The organism is Candidatus Streptomyces philanthi, assembly GCF_059553635.1.
On the sequence record NZ_JCANQV010000025.1, the window covers coordinates 1 to 23337 of the forward strand.

Here is a 23337-nt window from a genome sequence, read left to right on the forward strand (position 1 = left end):
AGACCCACACCGCGCAGGTGCCGCGCTCCCTCTCGGACGCTCCACCGCACCACGGGGTGACCGCGCCCGCCCGCGCCGGAACGACAGCGGCCGACGACCCGATCGCCCCTGACGGGCGGAGCACCGGACGGGACGCGGACGACGTGTACGCGTAGGTGCGGAGAACGTACCGACGGCCGGACCGCCCTAAGTCCCGTTCAGATAAGCGAGGACAGCGCGGACCCGGCGGTTGGTCCCCTCGTCGTCGGCGATGCCGAGCTTGCCGAACAGGGAGGTGGTGTACTTGCCGATGGCGCTCTCGCTGAGGAAGAGGCGGCGGGCGATGGCCTGGTTGGACAGGCCCTCGGCCATGAGGGCCAGCACGGAGTACTCGCGTTCGGTGAGGCGTCCGAGTCCCCGGTCAGGGGGACTGCCGGACAGCAGTTTCGCGATGACGACCGGGTCCATGGCGGTCCCGCCGTCCGCGACACGTTCCAGGGCTCCGATGAACTGGTCGGCGTCGAACACGCTCTCCTTGAGGAGGTAGCCGACACCGCCGGAGCCGTCGGCGAGCAACTCCCGGGCGTACAGCTGCTCGACGTGCTGGGAGAGGATGAGGACCGGAAGTCCGGGCATCTCGCCCCGGGCGGCGAGGGCCGCCCGCAGGCCCTCGTCCGACTGGCCCGGCGGCATGCGGACGTCGATGACGGACACGTCCGGGCGCCACGTCCGCAGCGCGTCGAGCGTCTCGGGACCGGTGGCCGCCGTCGCCACCACCTGGTGTCCGTACGCCTCGATCAGGCGGACCATCCCGTCACGCAGGAGGTAGAGGTCTTCGGCTACAACGATTCGCATGGCACCGTCATCCTCACACAGGTCGGGCCGCCCGGCGGGCTGGTGATCCCCAGGGTGCCGTCGAAGGCCGCGAGGCGGCGGCGCAGGCCCGCGAGTCCGCCGCCGGCCCGCGCATCGGCCCCGCCCCGGCCGTCGTCCTCGACCTCGACGACGAGGCCGGCCCCGTCCCTCGTCAGGCTGACGCGCGCCCGCGACGCGTGGGCGTGCCGGACCGCGTTGGTCAGCAGCTCGGCGACGCCGAAGTAGACGGCCGACTCGACGGGCGGGGCCAGGGCCAGCCGGGCGCCGGCGCTGACGGTCACGTCGAGCGGGATGTCCAGGGCGAGGGCCCGCACCGCGTCGACGAGCCCCCGCTCGTTCAGCACCGGCGGGCTGATGCCCCGGATCAGCTCGCGGAGTTCGGTCAACGAGGCGGTGGCGCCGGTCCGTGCGTCCCGCATGAGCGTCCTGGCCCGCTCCGGGTCGGTCTCCATCAGCTTCTCCGCGGTCGCCAGGGAGAGGCCGAGCGCGACCAGGCGGGCCTGCGCCCCGTCGTGCAGGTCCCGTTCGATCCGGCGGATCTCGGCGGCCTGCGCGACCGTCGTGTCCGCGCGCTGGGCGGTGAGTTCGTCCACCCGGTCCGCCAGCGCCATCGCCGGAGAGGGCCCCAGGAAACGGACGGCCACCGGCTCGACGAGCCGCCAGGCGTACGGGGCCCCGGCAACGGCGACGACCAGGCCGAGCCCCCCGACGAGGCGTGCGGCGGGGTCCGGACCGCCGAGCCCGAGGACCGCCGCGGCCGCCCCGGCCGGGACGAGGGCCGCGACCAGCCCGGCGGTGAACGGCACGATCCCCGTGAACCGCAGGTCACGCCAGTTGGCGGGGTCCCGCCACCGGAGCCGCCACTTCTGGTCCAGGAGGGCGTCCCGACGGGTGCGCTCGTAGGAGAAGCCGTTCCACCAGTACCCGGTGGACATCCGCGTCACCCGCCCGGCCTGCCGGTATCCGGCGGGGACGACCGTACCCGTCCATCGCGCGACGAGGGAGCGGATCATCCGGCAGACCGGCCGGGACAGGACGAGTGTGCCCGCGCACACCAGCACGCACGGCGCCACCCACGACCAGGGGTTGCCCGCCCCCCAGTGGATCCCCAGCGCCACGGCGGCCGCCCACACGGCCGGGACCAGCATGCTGACGACCGCCACGGCGCACGCCCGCGCGAACCCCACGCCGACGCGCGCCGCCCACGAACCCACCTGTCCCATGCCTCGTCCTCCGCTTGCCGTTCGGTGCTCCTACTGTGCACCGCGCGGAGCCCGCCGCTCCCCCGGCCGGCCGGGGAGTGGGGCTACCCCCACCCCTCCGTGCGCCTGGACCGATACCGCGTCGGCCGAGCGCTCCCTAGCGTCGGTGACCATGGAAAACCACACGCACACCACAGCCGGCGCACCGCTCCTCGACTGCCCCCGCGCCCAAGCGGCCCTCGACACGGCGAAGAAGAGCATCAGGATCTACGGCGCGCTGAGCGCCGTCGCCCTCCTGGCGGTCGTCGCGGTGTCGATGAGCGGTCACACGGTGAACACGTTCATGTGGGTCCGGGCGGTCCTGCTGCCCGTGGTCGCCGTGCTCGTCCACAGGACCGCCGTCTCCGCCTCCCGGGGATCGGGACGCGCCTTCGAGCGCCTGAGCGCCGTCGCCGTCGTCATGCCGATCGCGATCGTCGGGGTCGACCTGATCCCCGGCGTCTGCCCGCCGTGGTACGCCGTGACGCAGACCGTCTGCGTGCTGCCCGTCGTCCGCGTCGCGTTCCTCACCCGCGGCTCCGCACTGCGCGCCGCCTTCCCCAAGGGGCGCTGATCGTGCGGATCTTCCCTCCCCCGTCGCCGCCCGGTCCGTACGGCGGGCGTAGGGTCCCGGTATGGAGCTCCGGGAGTTGCAGTGGTTCACCGCGCTGGCCGAGGAGGAGCACGTCACGGCCGTCGCCGAGGCGTTGAACATCTCCCAGCCGGCGCTCTCCCGGGCCGTGCGGCGGCTGGAGCGGCGGGTGGGGGTCCCGCTGTTCGACCGGCACCGCAACCGGCTGCGGCTGAACGGCTACGGCGAGATCCTGCGGGTCCACGCGCTGCGCGCGCTCGCCGAGATCGAGGCGGCCGAGCAGCGCATCGCCACCCTCGTCGACCCGGACTCCGGCACCGTCGCCCTCGGGTTCCTCCACTCGTACGGGAGCCGGCTGGTGCCCGGACTCCTCGCCGGGTACCGGGAGATCGCCCCGCGTACCGCGTTCGAGCTGCGCGGTGCCGCCGCCGACACCGTCGTCGACGAGGTCCGCCGCGGCCGTCTCGACCTGGGGCTGACCAGTCCCCGCCCGGCGGGGGACGATCTGCGGTGGACACCGCTGCGGGACGAGCCGCTGCGGCTGCTGGTCCCGGCCGGGCACCGGCTGGCGGGCCGCAGCACGGTGCGGACGGCGGAGCTGGCGGGGGAGGCGTTCGTGGCGCTGCAACCGGAGTTCGGGCTGCGGCAGATAGCCGACCGGCTGTGCGCGGCCGCCGGTTTCCGTCCGCGGGTCGCGCTGGAGTCCACCGAGTTGAGCACGGTGCGGGCGCTGGTCGCGGCCGGTCTGGGTGTCGCCGTCGCGCCGGAGGCGGGCGGCGGGGAGCGCCCGGACGTCGTCGCGGTCCCGCTCGACGACCCCGCGGCGCTGCGCACCGTCGGGGTGGTGACGGCCGCCGCCGGGCCCCGTTCGCCCGTGGCCCGGCGCTTCTTCCGTCATGTGTGCGCCACGGCCCATGCGCCGTACGCATGATGCCGCCGACGTTCCGGTATTTCACAACCGGCGGCGCGGCTTCCACCATGGGTCCATGACCACCGAGAGCGGCGACCCGCGCCCCCGCCTGCCCGACGGGGGCTGGACGGGCCGGTACTTCGAGGACTTCACCACCGGCGACGTCTACCGCCACGCGCTGGGGCGCACGGTGCTGCCGACCGACAACTCCTGGCTGACCCTGCTCACCCAGAACACCGCGCCGCTGCACTTCGACCGTCACTACGCGGCGGGCACCGCCTGGCGCAGACCGCTGGTGGACTCGACGTTCACCCTGGCCCTGGTCACCGGGCAGAGCGTCGCCGACGTCTCCCGCAATGTGAAGGCCAATCTGGGCTGGGACCGGGTACGGCTGCCGCACCCGGTGTTCGAGGGCGACACCCTCTACTCGCGGTCCGAGGTGCTGGGCGTGCGCGCGTCGGCAAGCCATCCCGACGCCGGGATCGTCACCGTCCGCACCATCGGTTTCAACCAGGACGGCGTCATCGTCATCACCTTCGAGCGGACGCTGATGGTGTACCGCCGCGGTCACGGCCCGGCGACCGCGGCGGTGGAGCCGGTGTGGGACGCGCGCTCCCGCCGGGCCGCGGGCCTGGACCCCTGACCACGGCCCGTGCCCGCCCCTTCCCCCTGACCGCGTACCCGACGAACGGAGCCCGCCGTGCACCCCAAACTCGCCGCCGACCTCGACCGGCTGCCCGAACTGCTGGAGACCGTCCGGCGGCACGCCACCGCCTTCCTCGGCGGCCTGGACGACCGCCCGGTCGTCCCCTCCCTTCCCGCGCCCGCCCCCGCCGCGCTGCCCGAGCACGGCGACGGGCTGCGGGCCGCGCTGGACGACTTCGCCGCCCGCTGGGAGCCGCGTCTGTCGGGCGGGGCGGGTCCGCGCTACCTGGGGTTCGTCACCGGTGGCGCGACGCCCGCCGCGCTGGCCGGGGACTGGCTGACCTCGGCGGCCGACCAGAACTCCAACACCTCCCTCGACGCGGCGGGCCAGAACCTGGAACGCGAGACGGTGGGCTGGCTGCGGGAGCTGTTCGGGCTGTCGGCGGCGCACACGGGGACGTTCGTCAGCGGCGCGACCATGTCCAACACGGTGGGGCTCGCCATCGCCCGGGAGTGGCTCGGGGAGCGGCTGGGGGTCTCGCCCGCCGAGAGCGGAGTGGGGGCGCTGGGGCGGGTGCGGGTGCTGTCGGGCAGTCCGCATTCGAGTGTCGCCAAGGGCCTGTCGGTGCTGGGGCTGGGGCGGGAGGCGCTGGTGCCGGTGCCGCTGCTCCCGGGCCGGGAGGCGGTCGACCCGGTGGCGCTGGAGGCGGCGCTGCGGGAGACGGACGGGCCGTGTGTGGTGGTGGCGAACGCGGGCACGGTCAACACCGTCGACTTCGACGACCTGCGGGCGCTGGCCGCGCTGCGCGAGAGGTACGACGTCTGGCTGCACGTGGACGCCGCGTTCGGCGCGTTCGCCGCGCTCTCCCCCGAGCACGCCCATCTGGTGGCGGGCCTGGACCTGGCCGACTCGGTCTGTGTGGACCTGCACAAGTGGCTGAACGTGCCGTACGACAGCGCGGTGCAGTTCACCCGCCGCCAGGACCTCCAGGCCCGGGTGTTCCGCAACGCGGCGGCGTACCTGGGGCCTGCCGAGGGGGTGCCGGACCTGGTGCATCTGACGCCGGAGAACTCGCACCGGCTGCGGGCGCTCGCCGCGTGGTTCACCCTGCGGGCCTACGGGCGCGACGGCCACCGCGAGATCGTCGAGCGGAACGTGGCCGGGGCCCGCGCCGTGGGCGAGGCCGTCGCCGCCCTGCCGGGGCTGCGGCTGCTGGCGCCCGTACGGCTGAACGTCGTCTGCTTCACCCTGGACGGCGACCCGGCGGCGGAGCGGCTGCGGGAGTTCGCGGCCACTCTCGCCGAGGAGGTCTTCGTCACGCCGACCGTGTACGGCGGGGTGCCGGCGCTGCGGGCCGCGTTCAGCAACTGGCGTACGGGGGCGGACGAGGTGCGGCGGATCGTGGCGGCCCTGGAGAAGGCGGCCGGCGCGCTGTGACCGCGCCGCCGTGCGTACGGGGCGGGCGTCCCGTACGCACGGCGGGTGCCGTCAGCCGGTCTTGGCCTTCCCGGTGGCGGCGAGGTGGGCGAAGACGACGACATTGGCGAGGTAGTCCTTGGCCTTCTTGTCGTAGGCGCCGCCGCAGGTGATCAGGCGCAGCTGCGGGGTGTCGGTCTCGCCGTAGACGCGCTTGTCGGGGAACTTGGCCTTGCTGAACGTCTCGACGGAGTCGACCTGGAAGGTGGCGGCGACGCCGTCCGCGCGGGTGATGGTGACGGTGTTGCCGGCCTTGAGGCTGTCGAGGCCGAGGAAGACGGCCGGGCCGGTCTTGGTGTCGACATGGCCGGCGACGATGGCGTTGCCGCGTTCGCCGGGGGTGGCGCCGTCCTTGAACCAGCCCACGAGGTTGGTGTCGTCGGGCGGTGGCGCGTTGAGCTGGCCCTTCGCGGAGAGGGACAGCGGGGTGAAGGGGGCGTTCACCCCGAGCGCGGGGATGGTGATCCTTTTGGGCTCCGAGCGGTCGAGGGGGACGACGGTGCGGGGGTGCGGGAAGGTCACCACGGGCGAGCTGGGGGCAGCGGCCGGGGGCAGCGGCCGGGTGAGGGGCGCGGTGGTGGGCCCGAGGGACTGGAGGACGAGGAGGGCACCGAGTCCCACGGCCGCGGCGGGCCACATCAGGGCGCGCGCCAGGGGCCGGCGCCGGGCGTCGTCGCGCGGTGCGGCCGGCGGACGGGGTGGTCGGGAGGGTTTGGGCGGGAACGGCGGGTACGGCGGGACCATGGGGGGTGCCTTTCGTGTGCGGGGCGTCGGCGGACGGCGGGCGGGACGGGAGTGCCGCTCGGCGGCGGCCGCGGCCCCCGGGGCAGGGTGCCCCGGGCCTCCGGGGGAAACGCAACCGCCGCGGCCACCGCCGGTGAGGGACGGTGGCCGCGACGGCACTGCGACCTGCTGAGGACGGTGCTGCCGCCGGATCAGACGGCCGCGTCACCCTTGGCGGTACGGCGGCGGAGCACGTAGGCACCGGCGCCGAGGCCACCGATCAGCAGGGCCGAGCCGGCTGCCATGCCGTTGCCGGAGAGCGCCATGGCGCCGCCACCGGTGTGGACACCGCCGCGCGGGCCGTAGTCGTCGTCGTAGCCGCCGTGGTGACGACCACCGTGGTGACGACCGCCGTGGTCGCGACCCTTGTCGTGGTCACGACCGCCGTGGTCACGGCCCTTGTCGTGGTCGCGGCCCCGGTCGCCGTGGTCACGACCGCGGTCACCGTGGTCGCGGCCGTGCTCGTCGTGGTCACGACCGAAGTCGTCACCCGTCACGACCTTGGCGAGGGCACCGCCACCGGTGTGGACGCCACCGCGGGGACGGCCGTAGTCGTCGCCCCGGCCCCGGTCGCCGTGGTGACGGCCGCCGTGGTCACGGCCCTTGTCGTGGTCGCGGCCCCGGTCACCGTGGCCACGGCCCTTGTCGTGGTCGCGCCCCTTGTCGTGGTCACGGCCCTTGTCGTGGTCACGGCCCTTGTCGCGGCCGTGCTCGTCGTTGTCGTCACCCGTGATGACCTTGGCGAGGGCACCGCCACCGGTGTGGACGCCACCGCGCGGGCCGTAGTCGTCGTCGTAGCCGCCGTGGTGACGACCACCGTGGTGACGACCGCCGTGGTCACGGCCCTTGTCGTGGTCACGGCCCCGGTCGCCGTGGTCACGACCGCGGTCGTGGTCGCGGCCCTTGTCGTGGTCGCGGCCCTTGTCGCCGTGGTCACGGCCCTTGTCGCCGTAGTCGTCGTCGTTGTCACGGCCGTAGTCGCCACGGTCGTGCTCGGAGGAGTAGCCGCCGTCCCGGTCGCCCCAGTCACCGGTCAGCGTCAGTGCGGTGGCAGCGGGGGTGGTGACGGCGAGGACAGCCGTAATGGCGGCCGAGGTGAACAGAGCGCGGGTTGTGCGCATGAAGATCTTCCTTTCGCGGCGGGACTGCGTAGGCCGGCACGTCGCCGACCCATCGGTTCGCAGTTGCGACGTGATCACCGTCCGCCGGATTGCGAGTTCGCACCACCGGAAATGTCCGCATTCGGGGTACTTCATGGGCTCAATGAGTGGTATGACTATCGGATCGTCACTCTTTGGGAGGCGTCATCGGTCGCCACGGCGTCATCACGTTGGCGTACACCCGGTCTTGAGGCTCTCCCACCACGGGCCGCCGGGCGGGGTCGCACCCCGCCCGCCCGGCACCCGGCCGCCCCAGGCCCCCGCGTCCCGCTCCCCCGGGACCGCTCCCCCTGTCCCAACTCTCGCTACGGCAACCCCCGTTGCGCCACTCCACCACCCGCGCCCGCACACCGCGGACGCGGTCATCCCCGGTGGAGCAGGGTGCCCAGCACCTCGGTCAGCACCGCCTCCGGGTCGGCGGCGGGGCCCTGTGCCCGCCAGGCGATGAAGCCGTCGGGCCGCACCAGGACCGCGCCGCCGGGGGTCGTTCCGTGCGACGCGGCCCAGTCGCTCCCCCGTTCGGGCGTCAGATCGTCCTCGGTGAGCGGCCCGACGCGGTAGGCGTGCAGCGGCACCGACCAGCGCGCACCCGCCCGGCGCGCGGCGTCCCGCCAGGCCGCGCCCCGCTCGCCGGAACCGGCGAGCAGCACGAAGGAACGCTCGTACAGGTCCAGCGTCGAGCACCGTCCCCGGCCGCCGTGCAGCCACAGGTGCGGGGCGCGGGTGCCCGGTTCGCCGGTGGTCCGCATCGCGTCGGGCACCACCGGGAGAGCGGGGTCGGCGCCGATGACGGCGCCGCGCGGATAGGCGTAGCCGAGGGCGACGGTGAGCACCCCGGCCTGCCGGCCGCCCGAGGGCGTCACGTCGTACCCGGGGTGGCTGTGCTCGGCCGAACGGGCGGAGGCGCGGGCGGCGGTGGCCCGCGCCACCGGCTGCCGCTCCTCCCCGTAGGTGTCCAGCAGCCCGGGGCCGGCCGCGCCGGACAGGACGAGGGCGAGCTTCCAGGCGAGGTTGTGGGCGTCCTGGATGCCGGTGTTGGACCCGAACGCGCCGGTGGGTGACATCTCGTGGGCCGAGTCCCCGGCGAGGAAGACGCGGCCCGCGCCGTACCGGTCGGCGACCCGCTCCGCGGCGTGCCAGGGCGCCTTGCCGGTGATCTCCACGTCCAGGCCGGACGCGCCGGTCGCCCGGCGGATGTGGCGCACACAGCGCTCGTCGGTGAAGTCCTCCAGCGTCTCGCCCGTCTCCGGGTGCCAGGGGGCGTGGAAGACCCAGTGCTCCTTGTTGTCGACGGGCAGGAGGGCGCCGTCGGCGTCCGGGTTGGTGAGGTAGCAGGCGATGAAGCGGCGGTCGCCGACCACGTCCGCGAGGGCGGGGGCCCGGAAGGTGATGCTGACGTTGTGGAACAGGTCGCCCGGCCCGGTCCGGCCGATGCCGAGCCGTTCACGGACGGGGCTGCGCGGACCGTCCGCCGCGACGAGATAGTCCGCGTGCACAGTGGTACGCCTGCCGGTGCCGCGGTCCTCGACGACGGCGCGCACCCCGTCGGCGTCCTGCTCGAAGGAGAGCAGTTCGGTGCCGTAGCGCAGGTCGGCGCCCAGGGCGCGGGCGTGGCGCAGCAGGACGGGTTCGAGGTCGTTCTGGCTGCACAGGCACCAGCCGGAGGGACTGAAGCGGGCGAGTCTGCCGCCCGGGTCCAGCTCCTTGAACAGCCACTCCTGTGCGTCGCCGGTGAGGGAGGGGGCCTGGAGGATGCCGTGGTTGCCGGACAGGACCGAGGCGGCCTCCCGGATCTGCTCCTCGGCGCCCGCGACCCGGAACAGTTCCATCGTGCGGACGTTGTTGCCCCGCCCGCGCGGATGGTGCGAGGTGGCGGCGTGCTTCTCGACGAGCAGGTGACGGACTCCCAGGCGCCCCAGGAACAGTGAGGCCGACAGGCCCACCAGGGAGCCGCCCACGATGAGCACCGGGACCCTGTTCTCGGCGTGGGTTTGCATGGTTTCTCCTGTTCAACGGCGGGTACGGGCGCTGGAATATCCCCGGCCGGGGCCCTGTCCGATCACTCTTCACCCGCTTGGCGCGCAGATCTCGCGCCGCCGGTGGCGCCCGGTGACGATCAGTTCGGACCGGCCGCCCTGTTCTCCGTACGGGGGAAGGCCGTCCGCCGACGCCGGGCCCGGAGCGCCTCGCGACCGGTGTCCTCCGCAAGGCCGTACCGACCCGAGGGAGAAGCGCAGACATGACCACGCTGTCGGACCGAATATCGCAATCCGCCTTCGACGGCTCCCGCCTGAGGGTCGTTCTGCTGCTCGATGTGCACGACGGTGCGCAGCAGCAGTTCCTTGAGGCGTACGAGCGCATGTGCGACCAGGTGGCGTCCGTCCCCGGCCATCTGAGCGACCAGCTGTGCCAGTCCATCGAGAATCCCTCGCAGTGGCTGATCACCAGCGAGTGGGAGAGCGCGCCGCCGTTCCTGGAGTGGGTCAACAGCGAGGCACACATCGACATGGTCCGGCCGCTGCACGACTGTGTGCGCGACACCCGGTCCCTGCGCTACAGCGTGCTGCGGGAGACGTCGAGCGGGGTGCCCGCCACCGCCGGGACCGCCAAGGGCAGGATGCTCGCGGCCCCCCGGGTGGGGGACGGAGTGGTCCGTCACGCCCTCACCTTCACCGTGAAGCCGGGCAGCGAGCCCGAGGTCGCGAAGATCCTGTCGGAGTACGCCTCCCCCGAGGCGCGCGTCGACTCCGCCACCCGGCTGCTGCGCACCTCCCTGTTCCTGCACGGCAACCGTGTCGTACGGGCGATCGAGGTGCAGGGGGACCTGGTGGCCGCGCTGCGCCACGTGGCGCGGCAGCCCGAGGTCCGGGCCGTCGAGGAGGCCATCAACCCGTACCTGGAGCAGGACCGGGACCTCGACGACCCGCAGTCCGCCCGGACGTTCTTCACCCGGGCCGCGCTGCCCGCCGTCCACCATGTGGCGGCCGCCGGGCCGGTGCCCGCGGACGCGGACCGGCACGCGCTGCTCTACCCCGCCAAGCGGGGCTGCGGCATGACGCTGGCCCGGATGCTGGCCGGGCAGGACGAGCAGGCCGCGGACGACCCGGGGAGCCCGGTCGTCGCCAGCACGGTCTTCCAGCGCGAGGACCTCGTCATGCGCCTCGTCGACCTGAGGGCTCCTCTGGAGAGCGACCCCGTCGCGGTCCTCGGTGTGCGCGGCGCGCGCAAGACCGCGGTACTGCGCCGCCTCCTCGACACGGACGTGGCCGGCGCCCTCGCGACCGACCGCGACCTGGCGCGCTTCGCCGCCCGCGCCGACATGGACCTGATCACCGACCGCCGGTCGCCGCGGCCCTGACCGCACGTCCGGTCACCGCTGTCCGCCGCCGGCACCGCATCTGGAGGAAGCCGTCATGACCACGCACCGCCCACGCATCGTCAACCTCAGCGAGACCCCTCCCAACCGCCGCCGCGGCGGCGACCTGCGCGCCATGCTGACGCCCGGCGCGGTCGGCGCCACCAGCGGCTTCATGGGGATGGCCCTCGTGCAGCCGGGCGAGCGCATCGGCGAGCACTACCACCCGTACTCCGAGGAGTTCGTGTACGTCGTCAGCGGGGCGCTGGAGGTGGACCTCGACGGGGAGACCCTGCCCCTGGTCCCCGACCAGGCGCTGCTGATCCCCGTGAACATGCGGCACCGTTTCCGCAACGTCGGGGACACCGAGGCCCGGATGGTGTTCCATCTCGGCCCGCTGGCACCGCGGCCCGAACTGGGCCATGTGGACACCGAGGACACCGCCGTCCCGCAGGCACAAGGGGGACCGGCGGAGCGGGTGTCATGACCCGCCGCGTCGCGGTCACCGGCGTCGGCGTCGTCGCCCCGGGCGGCGTGGGCGTGCCCGCGTTCTGGGACCTGCTCTCCGCCGGCCGGACGGCGACCCGGGGCATCACGCTCTTCGACCCGGCGGGGTTCCGCTCGCGCATCGCCGCCGAGTGCGACTTCGACCCCGCGGCGCACGGCCTCGGCCCCGACGACGTGGCCGAGCAGGACAGGTACATCCAGTTCGCGCTGGTCGCCGCGGAGGAGGCGGTGCGCGCCAGCGGTCTGGACCTCGCGGCGGCGGACCCCTGGCGCACCGGGGTGTCCCTGGGCACCGCGGTCGGCGGCACCACACGTCTGGAGCACGACTACGTCGCGGTCAGCGGCTCGGGGTCGTGCTGGGACGTGGACCACCGCCGCGCCGACCCCCATCTGCACCGGGCGTTCGCGCCCAGTTCGCTGGCGTCCGCGGTCGCCGAGCGGTTCGGGGTCCGGGGCCCGGTGCAGACCGTCTCCACCGGCTGCACCTCCGGCCTCGACGCGATCGGGTACGCGTTCCACACCATCGAGGAGGGCCGCGCCGACGTGTGCCTGGCCGGCGCCTCGGACTCACCGATCTCCCCCATCACCGTGGCCTGCTTCGACGCCATCAAGGCGACCTCGGCGAACAACGACGACCCCGCGCACGCCTCGCGTCCCTTCGACGCGCACCGCGACGGGTTCGTGATGGGCGAGGGCGGCGCCGTCCTCGTCCTGGAGGACCTGGAGCACGCCCGCGCCCGCGACGCGACGGTGCTGTGCGAGATACGCGGCTACGCGACCTTCGGGAACGCGTACCACATGACGGGACTGACCCGGGAGGGCCTGGAGATGGCCGAGGCCATCGACCGGGCGCTCGGGCAGGCCCGGCTCGACGGCTCCCACATCGACTACGTCAACGCGCACGGCTCGGGCACCCAGCAGAACGACCGGCACGAGACCGCGGCCGTCAAGCGGTCGCTGGGCGCGCACGCCTACGAGGTGCCGATGAGCTCGATCAAGTCGATGGTCGGCCATTCGCTCGGGGCGATCGGGGCGATCGAGATCGTGGCGTGCGTCCTGGCGCTGACCCACCAGGTCGTACCGCCCACCGCCAACTACGAGACACCGGACCCGGAGTGCGACCTCGACTACGTGCCGCGCACCGCGCGGGAGGTGCCGCTGCGGTCGGTGCTGTCGGTCGGCAGCGGCTTCGGCGGCTTCCAGTCCGCGGTGGTACTGACCCGGCCCGGCGGGAGGACAGGATGAGCGCATCCCACGCACGCCGCTGCGTCGTCACGGGCATCGGCGTCGTCGCCCCCAACGGCATCGGCGCCGACGCGTTCTGGAAGGCCACCCGGGAGGGCGTCTGCGTCCTGGGCCCGGTCACCCGCGAGGGCTGCCGGGACCTGCCGCTGCGTATCGCGGGCGAGGTGCGGGACTTCGAGCCGGCGGCGCTGATCGAGGAACGCTTCCTCGTCCAGACGGACCGGTTCACGCACTTCGCGATGGCCGCGGCCGACCTGGCGCTCGCCGACGCCCGCCTGGGCGCCGTGGACGAACGCTCGCCGTACGCGGTGGGCGTGGTGACGGCCGCCGGGTCCGGCGGCGGCGAGTTCGGCCAGCGGGAGCTCCAGCGCCTGTGGGGCAAGGGCCCGCGCCATGTCGGCCCGTACCAGTCCATCGCCTGGTTCTACGCGGCGAGCACCGGGCAGGTCTCGATCCGCGGCGGCTTCAAGGGCCCCTGCGGGGTGGTCGCCAGCGACGAGGCGGGCGCGCTGGACGCGCTGGCGCACGCCGGGCGGCTGGTCCGGCGCGGCGCCGAGGCGGTCGTGGTGGGCTCCGCCGAGGCGCCGCTCGCCCCGTACTCGGTCGTCTGCCAGCTCGGCTACGGCGACCTCAGCCTCAGCGACGACCCGGTCCGCGCCTACCGGCCGTTCAGCCGCGGCGCCTGCGGGTTCGCGCCCGCCGAGGGCGGCGCGATGCTGGTCGTCGAGGAGGAGGAGACCGCCCTGGCCCGCGGTGTTCCGGTGCGGGCCGTGGTCGCCGGGCACGCCGCGACGTTCACCGGGGCGGCCCGGTGGGAGGAGTCGCGCCAGGGCCTGGCCCGCGCCATCGAGGGCGCGCTTTGTGAGGCGCGGTGTGCCCCGGAGGAGATCGACGTGGTGTTCGCCGACGCGCTCGGCACCCCGGCGGCCGACCGCGCCGAGGCGCTGGCGCTGGTGGACGCCCTGGGGCCGTACGGCACCCGGGTGCCGGTGACCGCGCCCAAGACGGGCACCGGCCGGGCGTACTGCGGCGCGCCCGTCCTGGACACCGCGGCCGCGGTGCTCGCCATGGAGCACGGCGCGGTGCCGCCCACCCCGAACGTGGTCGACGTCTGCCACGACCTCGACCTGGTGACCGGCTGGCCGCGCCCGGCCGAGGTGCGCACGGCGCTGGTCCTCAGCAGGGGGCTGATGGGGTCGAACGCGGCGCTGGTGCTGCGGCGGGGCCCCGAGCCCGCGCTGTGACCGAGTTCCCGACGGAAGAAGGAATCCCATGACCACCCAGTCCGATCAACAGCAGACGGGTCAGCTGACCCTGGAGGAGCTGGCCGCGCTGATGAAGTCGGCGGCCGGCGTCACCGTCGACCCGGCCGAGCTGGCGCGCCGTCCCGAGACGCCGTTCGCCGTGTTCGGCCTCGACTCCCTGGGCCTGCTCGGCATCGTCGGCGAACTGGAGAACCGGTACGGCCGGCAGATGCCGACCGACGCCGAACGCTGCCCGAGCCCCGGTGCCTTCCTCGCACTCGTCAACGCCGTTCCCACGACAGGAGCCTGACATGCCCGGCCACACCGAGAACGCCATCACCATCGCCGCCCCCCTGGACCTCGTCTGGGACATGACCAACGACCTGGAGAACTGGCCGCAGCTGTTCAGCGAGTACGCGGCGGTCGAGATCCTCTCCCGCAAGGGCGACGCGACGACCTTCCGGCTCACCATGCACCCCGACGACAACGGCAAGGTCTGGAGCTGGGTCTCCGAGCGCGTCATCGACCGGCGGGCGCGCACCGTCCGGGCCCGGCGCATCGAGACCGGCCCGTTCGAGCGCATGGACATCCACTGGGCGTACGCCGAGGAGCCGGACGGTACGGCGATGCGCTGGACGCAGGACTTCGCGATGAAGCCGGAGGCCCCGGTCGACGACCAGGGCATGACCGATCTCATCAACCGCAACTCCCGCATCCAGATGGCCCTCATCCGCGACAAGATCGAGCAGCGCGACCGCGAGCTGCGGGCCGCCGCCCCGTCCACCTGACCGCACCGTCCGGCCCGCCGCCCGGCGGCCGGGAAGGGACCTCCCGATGCACCACGCACTGATCGTCGCCCGTATGGCGCCGGACTCGGCCCCGGCGATCGCCGAGCTGTTCGCGGCCTCCGACCGCACGGAACTGCCGCATCTCGTCGGCGTCCGGCGGCGGACGCTCTTCCAGTTCGGTGAGGTGTACCTGCACCTCATCGAGTCCGAGCACCCGCCCGGACCGGAGATCGCCAAGCTGACCGCGCACCCCGAGTTCCGGTCCATCAGCGAGAAACTGTCGGCGCACGTCAGCGCCTACGACCCGGAGACCTGGCGCGGCCCGCAGGACGCCATGGCCCGCGCGTTCTACCGCTGGGAGCGCGACGGCGCGACCGCCTGACCCAGGGAGCCCCCATGAGTGCCGTGACGGACCTGCTGACCGACCTCTTCGGGCGGGTCAGGGAGAGCGTCGAGGAGGCCGTCACGGGCCTGGAGGAGGACGCGCTGACCGCCCGCCTCGGGCCCGACGCCAACCCGGTCGGCTGGCTCGTCTGGCATCTCACCCGGGTCCAGGACGACCATCTCGCCGGCGTCGCGGGCACCGAGCAGCTGTGGACGGCGCAGGGCTGGTACGACCGCTTCGGGCTGCCGTTCGCTCCCGGCGACACCGGCTACGGCCACCGGCGCCGGGACGTGGCGGCGGTCCGGGGGGTCGGGGCGGAGCTGCTGACCGCATATCACGGGGCGGTGCACGACGCCACCGCTGCCTTCGTCTCCCGGCTCCGGGTCAAGGACCTGGAACGGGTCGTCGACCGGGGGTGGACTCCCCCGGTCACGATGGGCGTGCGGCTGGTGAGCGTGGCCTGTGACGGGCTTCAGCACGCGGGGCAGGCCGCCTTTGTGCGGGGTGTGCTGGAGAGCCGTTAGCGGGCCCGGGACGGTCCGGCGGGAACGCATCGGATTTCCCGGGCCCGCGACCGCCGTTGGAGTGAACCTCGCGGCTCCGGCGGGCGCGGCTGCCACGGAACGGCGGGTGCCGCTGCTTAGCGTGCGGCAATGACAGCTCATCACGTAATCAGACGTGCGCTGATCGCCGCTGCCGCCTGCATGGCCGTCTCCCCGGCCACCGCCCAGGCCGCAGCCCCCGAAGGCGCACGCGCCGCGGCCCCCGACGAGACGCCCGCCGGCGTACCGAAGAGCGGGGCGGCGTCGGTGCCGCGCGGGAACGGCCGGTGCGCGGACGGTCAGGGCGTCTGGTCCTGCATCGCCGACTGCGAGAGCAGCGGCAAGTGGGACACCAACACCTCCAACGGCTTCTACGGCGGACTGCAGATCCAGCAGTCCACATGGGAACAGTTCGGCGGCCTCGCGTACGCGCCACGCGCCGACCTCGCCACCCGCTCGGAGCAGATCAAGGTCGCCGAGGCGGTCCGGGCGAAGCAGGGCTGGGGCGCCTGGCCGAACTGCTCCCACGGCGTCAACCGGCGCTCCGCGAGCACCCCGCACACCTCCTCCGGCACCCACCACCGGCACACCGCTTCCGGCACCCACCAGCGCTCGGCGGCCCCGTCGCTGCCGACGCACCGCATCGCGCAGACCCACACCGTGCGGGAGGGCGAGACGCTGTCCGCCATCGCCCTGCACTACGGCGTGCGCGGCGGCTGGCCCGAGCTCTACCGGCACAACAGCGAGGTCGTCGGCTCGGACCCCGATCTGATCATCATCGGCATGGAGCTGCGCATTCCCTAGAACGCGTCCCCGCGGGCGGTGCTCCCGGCGTCGTGTCACCGGCGCCGCGGGTGCCGCCCGCCCTGCCGTCAGGGCCGGCGCCCGCCCAGTACCGCGGCGACATGCGCGCGGGCCGGGTCCTCCAGGGCGTCGCGCAGGGCGAAGAACAGATCGGCGGCGCGCTGCCCGACCCAGTCGGGCGGCAGCAGTTCGGCGGGCAGGCCCGGGTCGAGGTACGGCAGCCGCCGCCAGTCGGTCAGCGCCCGGACGTAGTCGGCGAACGCCTCGGGTCCGCACGGGTGCGGACGGGCGGCCAGGCCGTCGCGGACGGGGCCGTGCGCGGCGAGGAAGTCCCCGTAGAGCGGTTCGAGCTGGGCGAAGTCCCACCACTGGCGGACCTTGTCCGACAGTTCGCCGAAGGCGAGGTGGTCACAGCGCAGCAGTTCGGCGTAGCCGGTGAGGTCCAGCCGGCGCAGGGTGCGGGCGGTGGCCCCGTACAGGTGGGCGGGGGCGATCCACACGCCGGCCGCGACGGTGCCGAAGCCGAGGCGGGTGAGGTGGGAGCGCAGCTGGTGGCGTCTGCTGCGCTCGGACTCGGGCACCGAGAACACCGCGAGGAGCCAGCCGTCGGCGAGGGTGGCGCGGGTGCGCCGGAAGATCCGCTCGTCGCCCTCGGCGAGGATGCCCAGCCCCTCCTCGGACAGCGCGTAGCCGGCCGCGCCCTCGTGGCGGCGGGCGGTGAGCACCCCGCGGCGCTTGAGGCGGTGGACGGCCGAGCGGACGGCCTGCTCGTCGACGCCGAGTCCGGCGAGCAGGGCGATGAGGGCGGCCACGGACAGCCAGCCGCCGCGGGGGCGTGCGTAGAGGCCGTAGACGGTGACGATGAGCTGCCGGGGGGTGAGGTTCCTGGCCCGCGCCGCCGTCGCCGCCTCGGCGCCGGCGGCGTCGGGTGCGGTGGTCATCGGGTCACCGTACCAACGCCACCGGGACGGGCCCCGGCGCGCGGACGGCCCGTCAGGGGCCGGTGCCGCCGTCCTCCAGGTGCGCGGTGACCCAGGCGTGGAAGGCGCCGATGTGGTGCTCGCTGGGGACGAGGACGCCGCCGTCGCGGTAGGCGCGGGATTCCATGGCGGGCTGGGTGCGTTCGCAGGCCGCGAAGTCCTGGGCGTTGACCCGGTGGAAGAGTTCCACGGAGCGGTCGAGGTCGGCGCCGGAGGCGACGACGTCCGGCGCGTAGAGCCAGTCGCACTCGACGACGGTGCGGTCGGCGGCCGCCGGGAACATCCGGTGGACGATGACATGGTCGGGGACCAGGCTGACGAAGACCTGGGGGCGGAGGGTGAGGGCGAAGTAGCGGCGGTCCTGGTCGTCGGTGAGGCCGGGCAGTCTGCCGAAGCCCTCCGAGCCGTCGACGGTGAAGCCGTCGGCGGCGGACGCGAAGGCCGCGCCGTGCCCCACGTAGTACTGCGCGGCGAAGCCCTCGGCGAACTCCGGGATGACGTCGGTGAGTTCGGGGTGGATGGTGGCGCAGTGGTAGCACTCCATGAAGTTCTCGACGAGCAGCTTCCAGTTGGCACGGACGTCGTAGCGCACCCTCCGGCCCAGCGCCAGCTCGTCGGGGCGGTAGCGGTCGAGGGCGGCGGTCTCGCCCAGGCGTTGTGCCGCGGCGGCCGTCACCGTCTCCTCGAAGGAGGGCGGTTGGTCGGCCAGGCACACCCAGGCGTAGCCGAGCCATTCGCGGAGGGCGACGGGCAGCAGGCCCCGCGCTTCCCGGTCGAGGCCGGGCATGGACCGCAGGTTGGGGGCGGCGGTCAGCCGGCCGTCGAGGTCGTAGGTCCAGGCGTGGTAGGGGCAGCTCAGGGTGCGGCGGACGTGCCCGGACTCCTCGGCGCACAGCCTCGCGCCGCGGTGGCGGCAGACGTTGAGGTGGGCGCGGAGCGTGCCGCCGCGGTCGCGGACGACCAGGACGTTCTCCCGGCCGACCTGGACGGTCCGGAAGGCGCCGGGCCGCTCCAGGTCGCCCGCGCGGACGGCGCAGAACCACAGCCGTTCGAAGATCCTCTCCTGTTCGCGGCGGAAGATCCCGGGGTCGGTGTAGGCCCGCCCGGGGAGGGTGGCGCGCAGGTCGGGGCCGGGTGGTGAGGGGGTGGTCGTCATCGGCGGTCTCCTCGGTGTCGGAAGGAGCGGTTCCGTCACGGGCGCGGCGTCAGGGGCCGGTGAGCGGGCCCCGGACGACGGTGGCGGGCAGGCGGGCCCGGAAGTACTCGACGTGGACGGCGGTGCCGGGGGCCGCGAGGGCGGCGGGCATCCGGGCCAGTGCGACGCACCGGCCGGCGGTGCTGCCGTGGGCGGCGGAGGTGATGTATCCGGCCACCGTGTCCCCGTCCCGGACCGGTTCCCCGCCGAGGACGGCGGCGCCGGGGTCGTCGAGGGTGAGCAGCGCCAGGACGCGGGAGGGGCCCGCCGCGCGCCGGGCGTCCAGCGCGGCCCGCCCGGTGAAGTCGTCCCGGGCGGTGCGCAGGACGGCGGCGAGCCCGGCCTCGCAGGGGTCGTCCTCGGGGGTGAAGTCCGTGCCCCAGAGGGGGTGTCCCTGTTCCAGGCGGAGGCCGTCGAAGGCGCTGTGCCCGGCGGCGACCGCCCCGAGCGGCCGCCCCGCCTCCCACAGCGTGTCCCACAGGCACAGCCCGAGGTCGGCGGTGGTGTACAGCTCCCAGCCCGGTTCGCCGACGTGGCCGAGCCGCAGGGCGGTGACGGGGACGGGGCCGAGATGGGTGCGCCGGGCCCGCGGGCCGCCGGGGCCGCGCCGGAAGAAGTCGTCGCGGGTGAGGGCCCGGACGAGGTCGCGGGCACGGGGTCCCCACAGGCCGATGCCGCAGGTGCCGGAGGTGATGTCCCGTACGTGGACGCCGTCGGGGGCGCCGTCCGCCAGCAGCGCGTCGAGGTCGGCGGGGCCGGTGGCGCCGACGCGGAAGTGGCCGGGGGCGAGGCGGGCGACGGTGAGGTCGGCGCGGATGCCACCGGCGGGGTCCAGGAGCAGGGTGCGGGTGACGGTGCCCGGTTCCCCGTCGAGGTGGTGGGTGGTCAGGGACCGGAGATGGGCGAGGGCGCCGGGGCCGGTGACGTCGAGGCGGCGCAGCGGGGTGAGGTCGTACAGGGCGACCGCCTCGCGGGTGGCCCGTGCCTCGGCGACGGCCGCCGGGGACCAGTGGCGGGCGGACCAGGCGTCGCGCCCGGGCAGGCCCGTCCCGCCGGCGAGCGGGGCGTTGGCCGCGTACCAGTGCGGGCGTTCCCAGCCGTCGTGCTCCAGGAAGTGGGCGCCCAGGGCCTGCTGGCGCGGGTGGAAGGGGCTGGTGCGCAGGGGGCGGGGGGCGGCCGGGGGGTCGAGGGGGTGGACGACGTCGTAGACCTCGACGAAGCCGCGGGTGCCGCGCTCGGTGACGTACGCGGGCGAGAGCCGGGCCCCGTCGAAGCGGCGGAGGTCGCAGGTGTGGACGTCGACGGTGGGGCGTCCCTCGGTCAGCCATTCGGCGACGGCCCTGGCGGCGCCCGCGGAGTGGGTGACCCAGACGGCCTCGGCCAGCCAGAAGCCGCGCAGTTCGCGGGACTCGCCGAGCAGCGGCATTCCGTCGGGGGTGAAGGAGAAGACGCCGTTGAAGCCCTCGGCGAGGCGGGTGCGGGCCAGGGCGGGGATCAGGCCGGCGGCGTCGCGCAGGCTGGGTGCGAAGTCGTCCTCGGTGAACGGCAGGGAGGACGGCATGACGGGCGCGTCGTCGTAGGCGGGCAGCGCGGCCGGGTCGACGGGCATCGGGCGGTGCGCGTAGGAGCCGATGCCCAGACGGGTGCCGTCGGGGCCGGTGTGGGTGCGGAAGTAGAGGTCGCGGTCCTGGAAGCGGAGGATCGGCAGGCCCGCCCCGGGGCCGGGGGCGGGCAGGGGCGCGGTGGTGGCGTACTGGTGGGCCAGCGGGAGCAGCGGGACGCGCACCCCGGCCATGGCGCCGATGACCGGCCCCCACAACCCGGCGGCGCACACGACGCGGTCGGCGGGGAAGGTGCCGCGGTCGGTGACGACGCCGGTGACGCGTCCGCCGTCGCGGGTGATGCCGGTGACGGTGTGCCGGTCGAGGAAGCGCGCGCCGCGGCTCCGGGCGCGGGCGATCTGGGCGCGGCAGGCGGGGACGGCGCGGGCGAGCCCGTCGCCGGGGGTGTGGAAGCCGCCGAGGATCCGGCTGTCGTCGAGCGGGGGCCACAGCGCGCGGCAGTCGGCGGGGGTGAGGAGTGCGCCGTCGACGCCCCAGGAGGCGGCGAGGCCCGCCTTGCGGTGGAGGTCGGCCCAGCGTGCCCCGGTGGTGGCGATCTCCAGTCCGCCGACGGGGTCGAAGCAGGGCTCGCCGTCGTCCCGCAGGGCGCGGAACTTCTCGGCGGTGTAGCGGGCGAAGCGGGTCAGGGTGCGGGAGGGGGAGGTACGGAAGACCAGGCCCGGGGCGTGGGAGGTGGAGCCGCCGGGGGCCGGGAGGGGGCCCTTTTCCAGGACGGTGACGTCGTGCAGGCCGCGGGCGGTGAGTTCGTCGGCGAGCGAGCAGCCGACGATCCCGGCGCCGATGACGACCACGGGGCCGCCGGTAGGGGGAGCGGAAGGCATGTCCCTCCTTCGGGGAGGCGGACGTGCGGGGAACGTGCCGGGTCCGGGGTCCGTCGTCACACTCCGCCCGCCCCGCGGCGTCCGGCACGCACGCTCCCCGCGGTGTCGGACCGTCCCGGTACGCGCCGACCGTCCGCCGTGGGACCGCACGCACCGGACACCGCGGGGCCCGCCCTCCGGGCGCACGGCGGGAGGGTGACGACGGACCCCGGCGGTGTTGCGCGGGGCACGACCGGTTGCGCGATGAGGGACATCGTGAGGACGGTGGCGCGGCACCGTCAAGGGGGTGGCGCGTCCTTCTGACGGTGGGCCGGCACGGCCCGCTCCCCCGGCGCCGGAAGCGCTTGACGCACCGGGCGCGGCTCGGGATTCTGTTGCGCGGAGCGCTCCGTCGTGCACATCGCGAAACTCTCTTCCGTCTGGCGCCGCCAGACGTCCCGAGCCGTAGGAGGGGTGCCCCGTGATTGCCGTCTGCCGCCTCGAAGACCTCCCCGCCGGGGAGTCCGTGCGCCTCGACACGGTACCTCCGATCGCCGTCTTCAACGCGGACGGCACGCTCTACGCCATCGACGACACCTGCACCCACCAGGACGCCTCGCTCGCCGACGGCTGGCTGGAGGGCTGCCTGGTCGAGTGCCCGCTGCACTCCGCCGCCTTCGACCTGCGCACCGGCGCCCCGGTCCGGCTGCCCGCGCGGCGCCCGGTGCGCACCCACCGCGTCACCGTCGAGGACGGCGTGATCCATGTGCACCACACGGCCGGTGAGGGCACCGCCGCATGAGGACGGTGACCGTCGTAGGGGCCTCGCTCGCGGGGCTGCACACCGCCCGCGCGCTGCGGGACGAGGGATACGACGGGCGGCTGGTCGTCGTCGGCGACGAGCCCCACCCGCCGTACGACCGGCCGCCGTTGTCCAAGGGCTTCCTCACCGGGACGGCCGGCCGTGACGACCTGGCGCTGGCCGACGGCGCGGAGCTCGACGGGCTCGGGGCGCGCTGGCTGACGGGCACCCGCGCCACCGGGCTGGACACCGCCGCCCGCGCGGTGCTGCTCGACGGCGGCCGGCGGCTGGTCACCGACGGGGTGGTCATCGCCACCGGCGCGGCACCGCGCCGCCTGCCCGGCCCGGCCCGCCGCGGGGTGCACACCCTGCGCACCGTCGACGACGCGCGGGCGCTCCGTGACGACCTGTCGCACGGTCCGGTGCGGGTCGTGGTGGTCGGCGGCGGTTTCCTCGGGGCCGAGACCGCCTCGTCCTGCGCGGCCCTCGGCCATGACGTCACCGTCGTCGAGGCGGCCGCGCTGCCGCTGGTGGCGCCGCTCGGCCCCGAGATGGCGCGGCTCTGCGCCGGGCTGCACGCCGCGGGCGGCGTCCGGCTGCTGACCGGGCACGGTGTCGCCCGGCTCGCGGCCGGTCTCTCGGGCCGGGTGACCGCCGTCGTCCTCGACGACGGGCGGCGTCTGCCGGCGGATGTGGTCGTCGTCGGCATCGGTGTCCGTCCGCATACCGACTGGCTGGCGGGTTCCGGGCTGCCGCTCGGCGACGGGGTGCGGTGCGGCCCGGGCTGCCTGACGCCGGTGCCCGCGGTGGCGGCCGCCGGTGATGTGGCGCGGGTGGCCGGGGTCCGCGCCGAGCACTGGACGAGCGCCGTGGAGCAGGCCGGGGTCGCGGCCCGCAATCTGCTCGCCGGCCGTACCGTCGCCGTGCACCGGGCGCTGCCGTACTTCTGGTCCGACCAGTACGGCGTGCGCCTCCAGTTCGCCGGGCGGCGGCTGCCCGCGGACGTCCCGCGCATCGTGGAGGGTTCGCCGGACGACCGCAGTCTCCTCGTCCGTTACGAGCGCGGCGGGCGCGCCACGGCGGTGCTCGCGTGGAACCGGCCCCGGTCCTTCCAGCGGGAGCGCCGGGCGCTGGCCCGCGCGGCCGGGGAGGGCGCACGCTGACCGCCGGGGTCCGGCCGATACCAAAACGTGTCACATCTCATCAAGGTCCGAGGACAACCATGTGCGTGCAAAAACCATCTGTCTTGGTGGCGGGGGACACGCATTCCCCGGGTGGTCACGGCCACCCGGGCCGGGCTCCGCCACGGCCACCTGTTCTGCTCTGGAGGAAGCTCGTGCACGCCGCACCACGCCGCCATGCCGTCCGATCGATTCCCCTTCTGCTGTCGGCCGCCCTGTTGACC

General features: G+C 74.6%; 23 protein-coding genes. 15 read left to right on the forward strand and 8 right to left on the reverse strand.

Features of this window, described 5'->3' with window-relative positions:
• Positions 1-186 precede the first annotated feature (186 nt).
• Positions 187-834, reverse strand: coding sequence for a response regulator transcription factor (locus tag AC51EU_RS05540; RefSeq protein ID WP_496265511.1), 648 nt, complete (start codon positions 832-834; stop codon positions 187-189).
• Entirely contained in the window at positions 819-2078 is a 1260-nt protein-coding gene (locus tag AC51EU_RS05545; protein WP_496265512.1) for a sensor histidine kinase, read from the reverse strand. Before AC51EU_RS05545 ends, AC51EU_RS05540 begins: the two co-directional genes overlap by 16 nt.
• Before the next feature lie 151 nt (positions 2079-2229).
• Between AC51EU_RS05545 and AC51EU_RS05550 the strand changes: the two genes are divergently transcribed.
• The 4 genes from AC51EU_RS05550 (at position 2230) to AC51EU_RS05565 (ending at position 5681) form a co-directional block, all read left to right on the forward strand.
• Positions 2230-2670 carry a hypothetical protein gene (locus AC51EU_RS05550; protein WP_496265513.1) on the forward strand — a complete coding sequence of 147 codons (441 nt, stop codon included), beginning with the start codon at positions 2230-2232 and terminating at the stop codon, positions 2668-2670.
• Between the two features lie 61 nt (positions 2671-2731).
• Positions 2732-3619 carry a LysR family transcriptional regulator gene (locus AC51EU_RS05555; protein ID WP_496265514.1) on the forward strand — a complete coding sequence of 296 codons (888 nt, stop codon included), beginning with the start codon at positions 2732-2734 and terminating at the stop codon, positions 3617-3619.
• A 55-nt stretch (positions 3620-3674) separates the two neighbouring features.
• On the forward strand, positions 3675-4241 hold the full coding sequence (locus tag AC51EU_RS05560; protein WP_496265515.1) for a MaoC family dehydratase: 567 nt from the start codon (positions 3675-3677) through the stop codon (positions 4239-4241).
• Positions 4242-4298: 57 nt separating this feature from the next.
• Positions 4299-5681, forward strand: coding sequence for a pyridoxal phosphate-dependent decarboxylase family protein (locus AC51EU_RS05565; RefSeq protein ID WP_496265516.1), 1383 nt, complete (start codon positions 4299-4301; stop codon positions 5679-5681).
• A 51-nt stretch (positions 5682-5732) separates the two neighbouring features.
• Here the strand turns inward: AC51EU_RS05565 and AC51EU_RS05570 are convergent, their stop codons facing one another.
• From AC51EU_RS05570 to AC51EU_RS05580, 3 genes are all read right to left on the reverse strand, one after another.
• A complete protein-coding gene (locus tag AC51EU_RS05570; RefSeq protein ID WP_496265517.1) occupies positions 5733-6464 on the reverse strand; it encodes a class F sortase in 732 nt (243 codons plus the stop codon).
• A gap of 191 nt (positions 6465-6655) precedes the next feature.
• Positions 6656-7624 carry a hypothetical protein gene (locus AC51EU_RS05575; RefSeq protein ID WP_496265518.1) on the reverse strand — a complete coding sequence of 323 codons (969 nt, stop codon included), beginning with the start codon at positions 7622-7624 and terminating at the stop codon, positions 6656-6658.
• Between the two features lie 401 nt (positions 7625-8025).
• Positions 8026-9660, reverse strand: a complete 1635-nt coding sequence (locus AC51EU_RS05580; RefSeq protein ID WP_496265519.1) for an FAD-dependent oxidoreductase — start codon at positions 9658-9660, stop codon at positions 8026-8028.
• Between the two features lie 242 nt (positions 9661-9902).
• Between AC51EU_RS05580 and AC51EU_RS05585 the strand changes: the two genes are divergently transcribed.
• From AC51EU_RS05585 to AC51EU_RS05625, 9 genes are all read left to right on the forward strand, one after another.
• The gene (locus AC51EU_RS05585) at positions 9903-11021 is read left to right on the forward strand and encodes a SchA/CurD-like domain-containing protein (RefSeq protein WP_496265520.1); all 1119 of its coding nucleotides are present in this window, start codon (positions 9903-9905) and stop codon (positions 11019-11021) included.
• Between the two features lie 55 nt (positions 11022-11076).
• Entirely contained in the window at positions 11077-11505 is a 429-nt protein-coding gene (locus AC51EU_RS05590) for a cupin domain-containing protein (RefSeq protein WP_496265521.1), read from the forward strand.
• The gene (locus AC51EU_RS05595; RefSeq protein WP_496265522.1) at positions 11502-12770 is read left to right on the forward strand and encodes a beta-ketoacyl-[acyl-carrier-protein] synthase family protein; all 1269 of its coding nucleotides are present in this window, start codon (positions 11502-11504) and stop codon (positions 12768-12770) included. The genes AC51EU_RS05590 and AC51EU_RS05595 overlap by 4 nt, the downstream gene beginning before the upstream one ends.
• Positions 12767-14014 (forward strand): ketosynthase chain-length factor, encoded by a 1248-nt coding sequence (locus tag AC51EU_RS05600; RefSeq protein ID WP_496265523.1) that lies wholly within the window; start codon positions 12767-12769, stop codon positions 14012-14014. The genes AC51EU_RS05595 and AC51EU_RS05600 overlap by 4 nt, the downstream gene beginning before the upstream one ends.
• 28 nt (positions 14015-14042) lie before the next feature.
• Positions 14043-14324 (forward strand): acyl carrier protein, encoded by a 282-nt coding sequence (locus AC51EU_RS05605; RefSeq protein ID WP_496265524.1) that lies wholly within the window; start codon positions 14043-14045, stop codon positions 14322-14324.
• A 1-nt stretch (position 14325) separates the two neighbouring features.
• Positions 14326-14802 carry an SRPBCC family protein gene (locus tag AC51EU_RS05610; RefSeq protein ID WP_496265525.1) on the forward strand — a complete coding sequence of 159 codons (477 nt, stop codon included), beginning with the start codon at positions 14326-14328 and terminating at the stop codon, positions 14800-14802.
• Positions 14803-14848: 46 nt separating this feature from the next.
• Complete coding sequence (locus AC51EU_RS05615) at positions 14849-15184, forward strand: TcmI family type II polyketide cyclase (RefSeq protein ID WP_496265526.1); 336 nt, start codon at positions 14849-14851, stop codon at positions 15182-15184.
• Between the two features lie 14 nt (positions 15185-15198).
• On the forward strand, positions 15199-15711 hold the full coding sequence (locus AC51EU_RS05620) for a mycothiol transferase (protein WP_496265527.1): 513 nt from the start codon (positions 15199-15201) through the stop codon (positions 15709-15711).
• A 129-nt stretch (positions 15712-15840) separates the two neighbouring features.
• A complete protein-coding gene (locus AC51EU_RS05625) occupies positions 15841-16533 on the forward strand; it encodes a transglycosylase family protein (protein WP_496265528.1) in 693 nt (230 codons plus the stop codon).
• Positions 16534-16601: 68 nt separating this feature from the next.
• Here AC51EU_RS05625 and AC51EU_RS05630 read toward each other — a convergent pair whose 3' ends face one another.
• Genes AC51EU_RS05630 through AC51EU_RS05640 form a run of 3 tightly spaced genes read right to left on the reverse strand, consistent with a single transcriptional unit; the run spans position 16602 to position 21151 of the window.
• Positions 16602-17474: a PaaX family transcriptional regulator gene (locus AC51EU_RS05630; protein WP_496265529.1), complete on the reverse strand. Its 873-nt coding sequence runs from the start codon at positions 17472-17474 to the stop codon at positions 16602-16604.
• A gap of 52 nt (positions 17475-17526) precedes the next feature.
• On the reverse strand, positions 17527-18669 hold the full coding sequence (locus AC51EU_RS05635; protein WP_496265530.1) for an aromatic ring-hydroxylating oxygenase subunit alpha: 1143 nt from the start codon (positions 18667-18669) through the stop codon (positions 17527-17529).
• A gap of 49 nt (positions 18670-18718) precedes the next feature.
• A complete protein-coding gene (locus AC51EU_RS05640) occupies positions 18719-21151 on the reverse strand; it encodes a GcvT family protein (protein WP_496265531.1) in 2433 nt (810 codons plus the stop codon).
• Positions 21152-21611: 460 nt separating this feature from the next.
• Here AC51EU_RS05640 and AC51EU_RS05645 point away from each other — a divergent pair, with 460 nt between their 5' ends.
• Both AC51EU_RS05645 and AC51EU_RS05650 read left to right on the forward strand, forming a co-directional pair.
• Positions 21612-21932: a bifunctional 3-phenylpropionate/cinnamic acid dioxygenase ferredoxin subunit gene (locus AC51EU_RS05645; protein ID WP_496265532.1), complete on the forward strand. Its 321-nt coding sequence runs from the start codon at positions 21612-21614 to the stop codon at positions 21930-21932.
• A complete protein-coding gene (locus tag AC51EU_RS05650) occupies positions 21929-23095 on the forward strand; it encodes an NAD(P)/FAD-dependent oxidoreductase (RefSeq protein WP_496265533.1) in 1167 nt (388 codons plus the stop codon). The genes AC51EU_RS05645 and AC51EU_RS05650 overlap by 4 nt, the downstream gene beginning before the upstream one ends.
• The last annotated feature ends 242 nt before the right edge of the window (positions 23096-23337 follow it).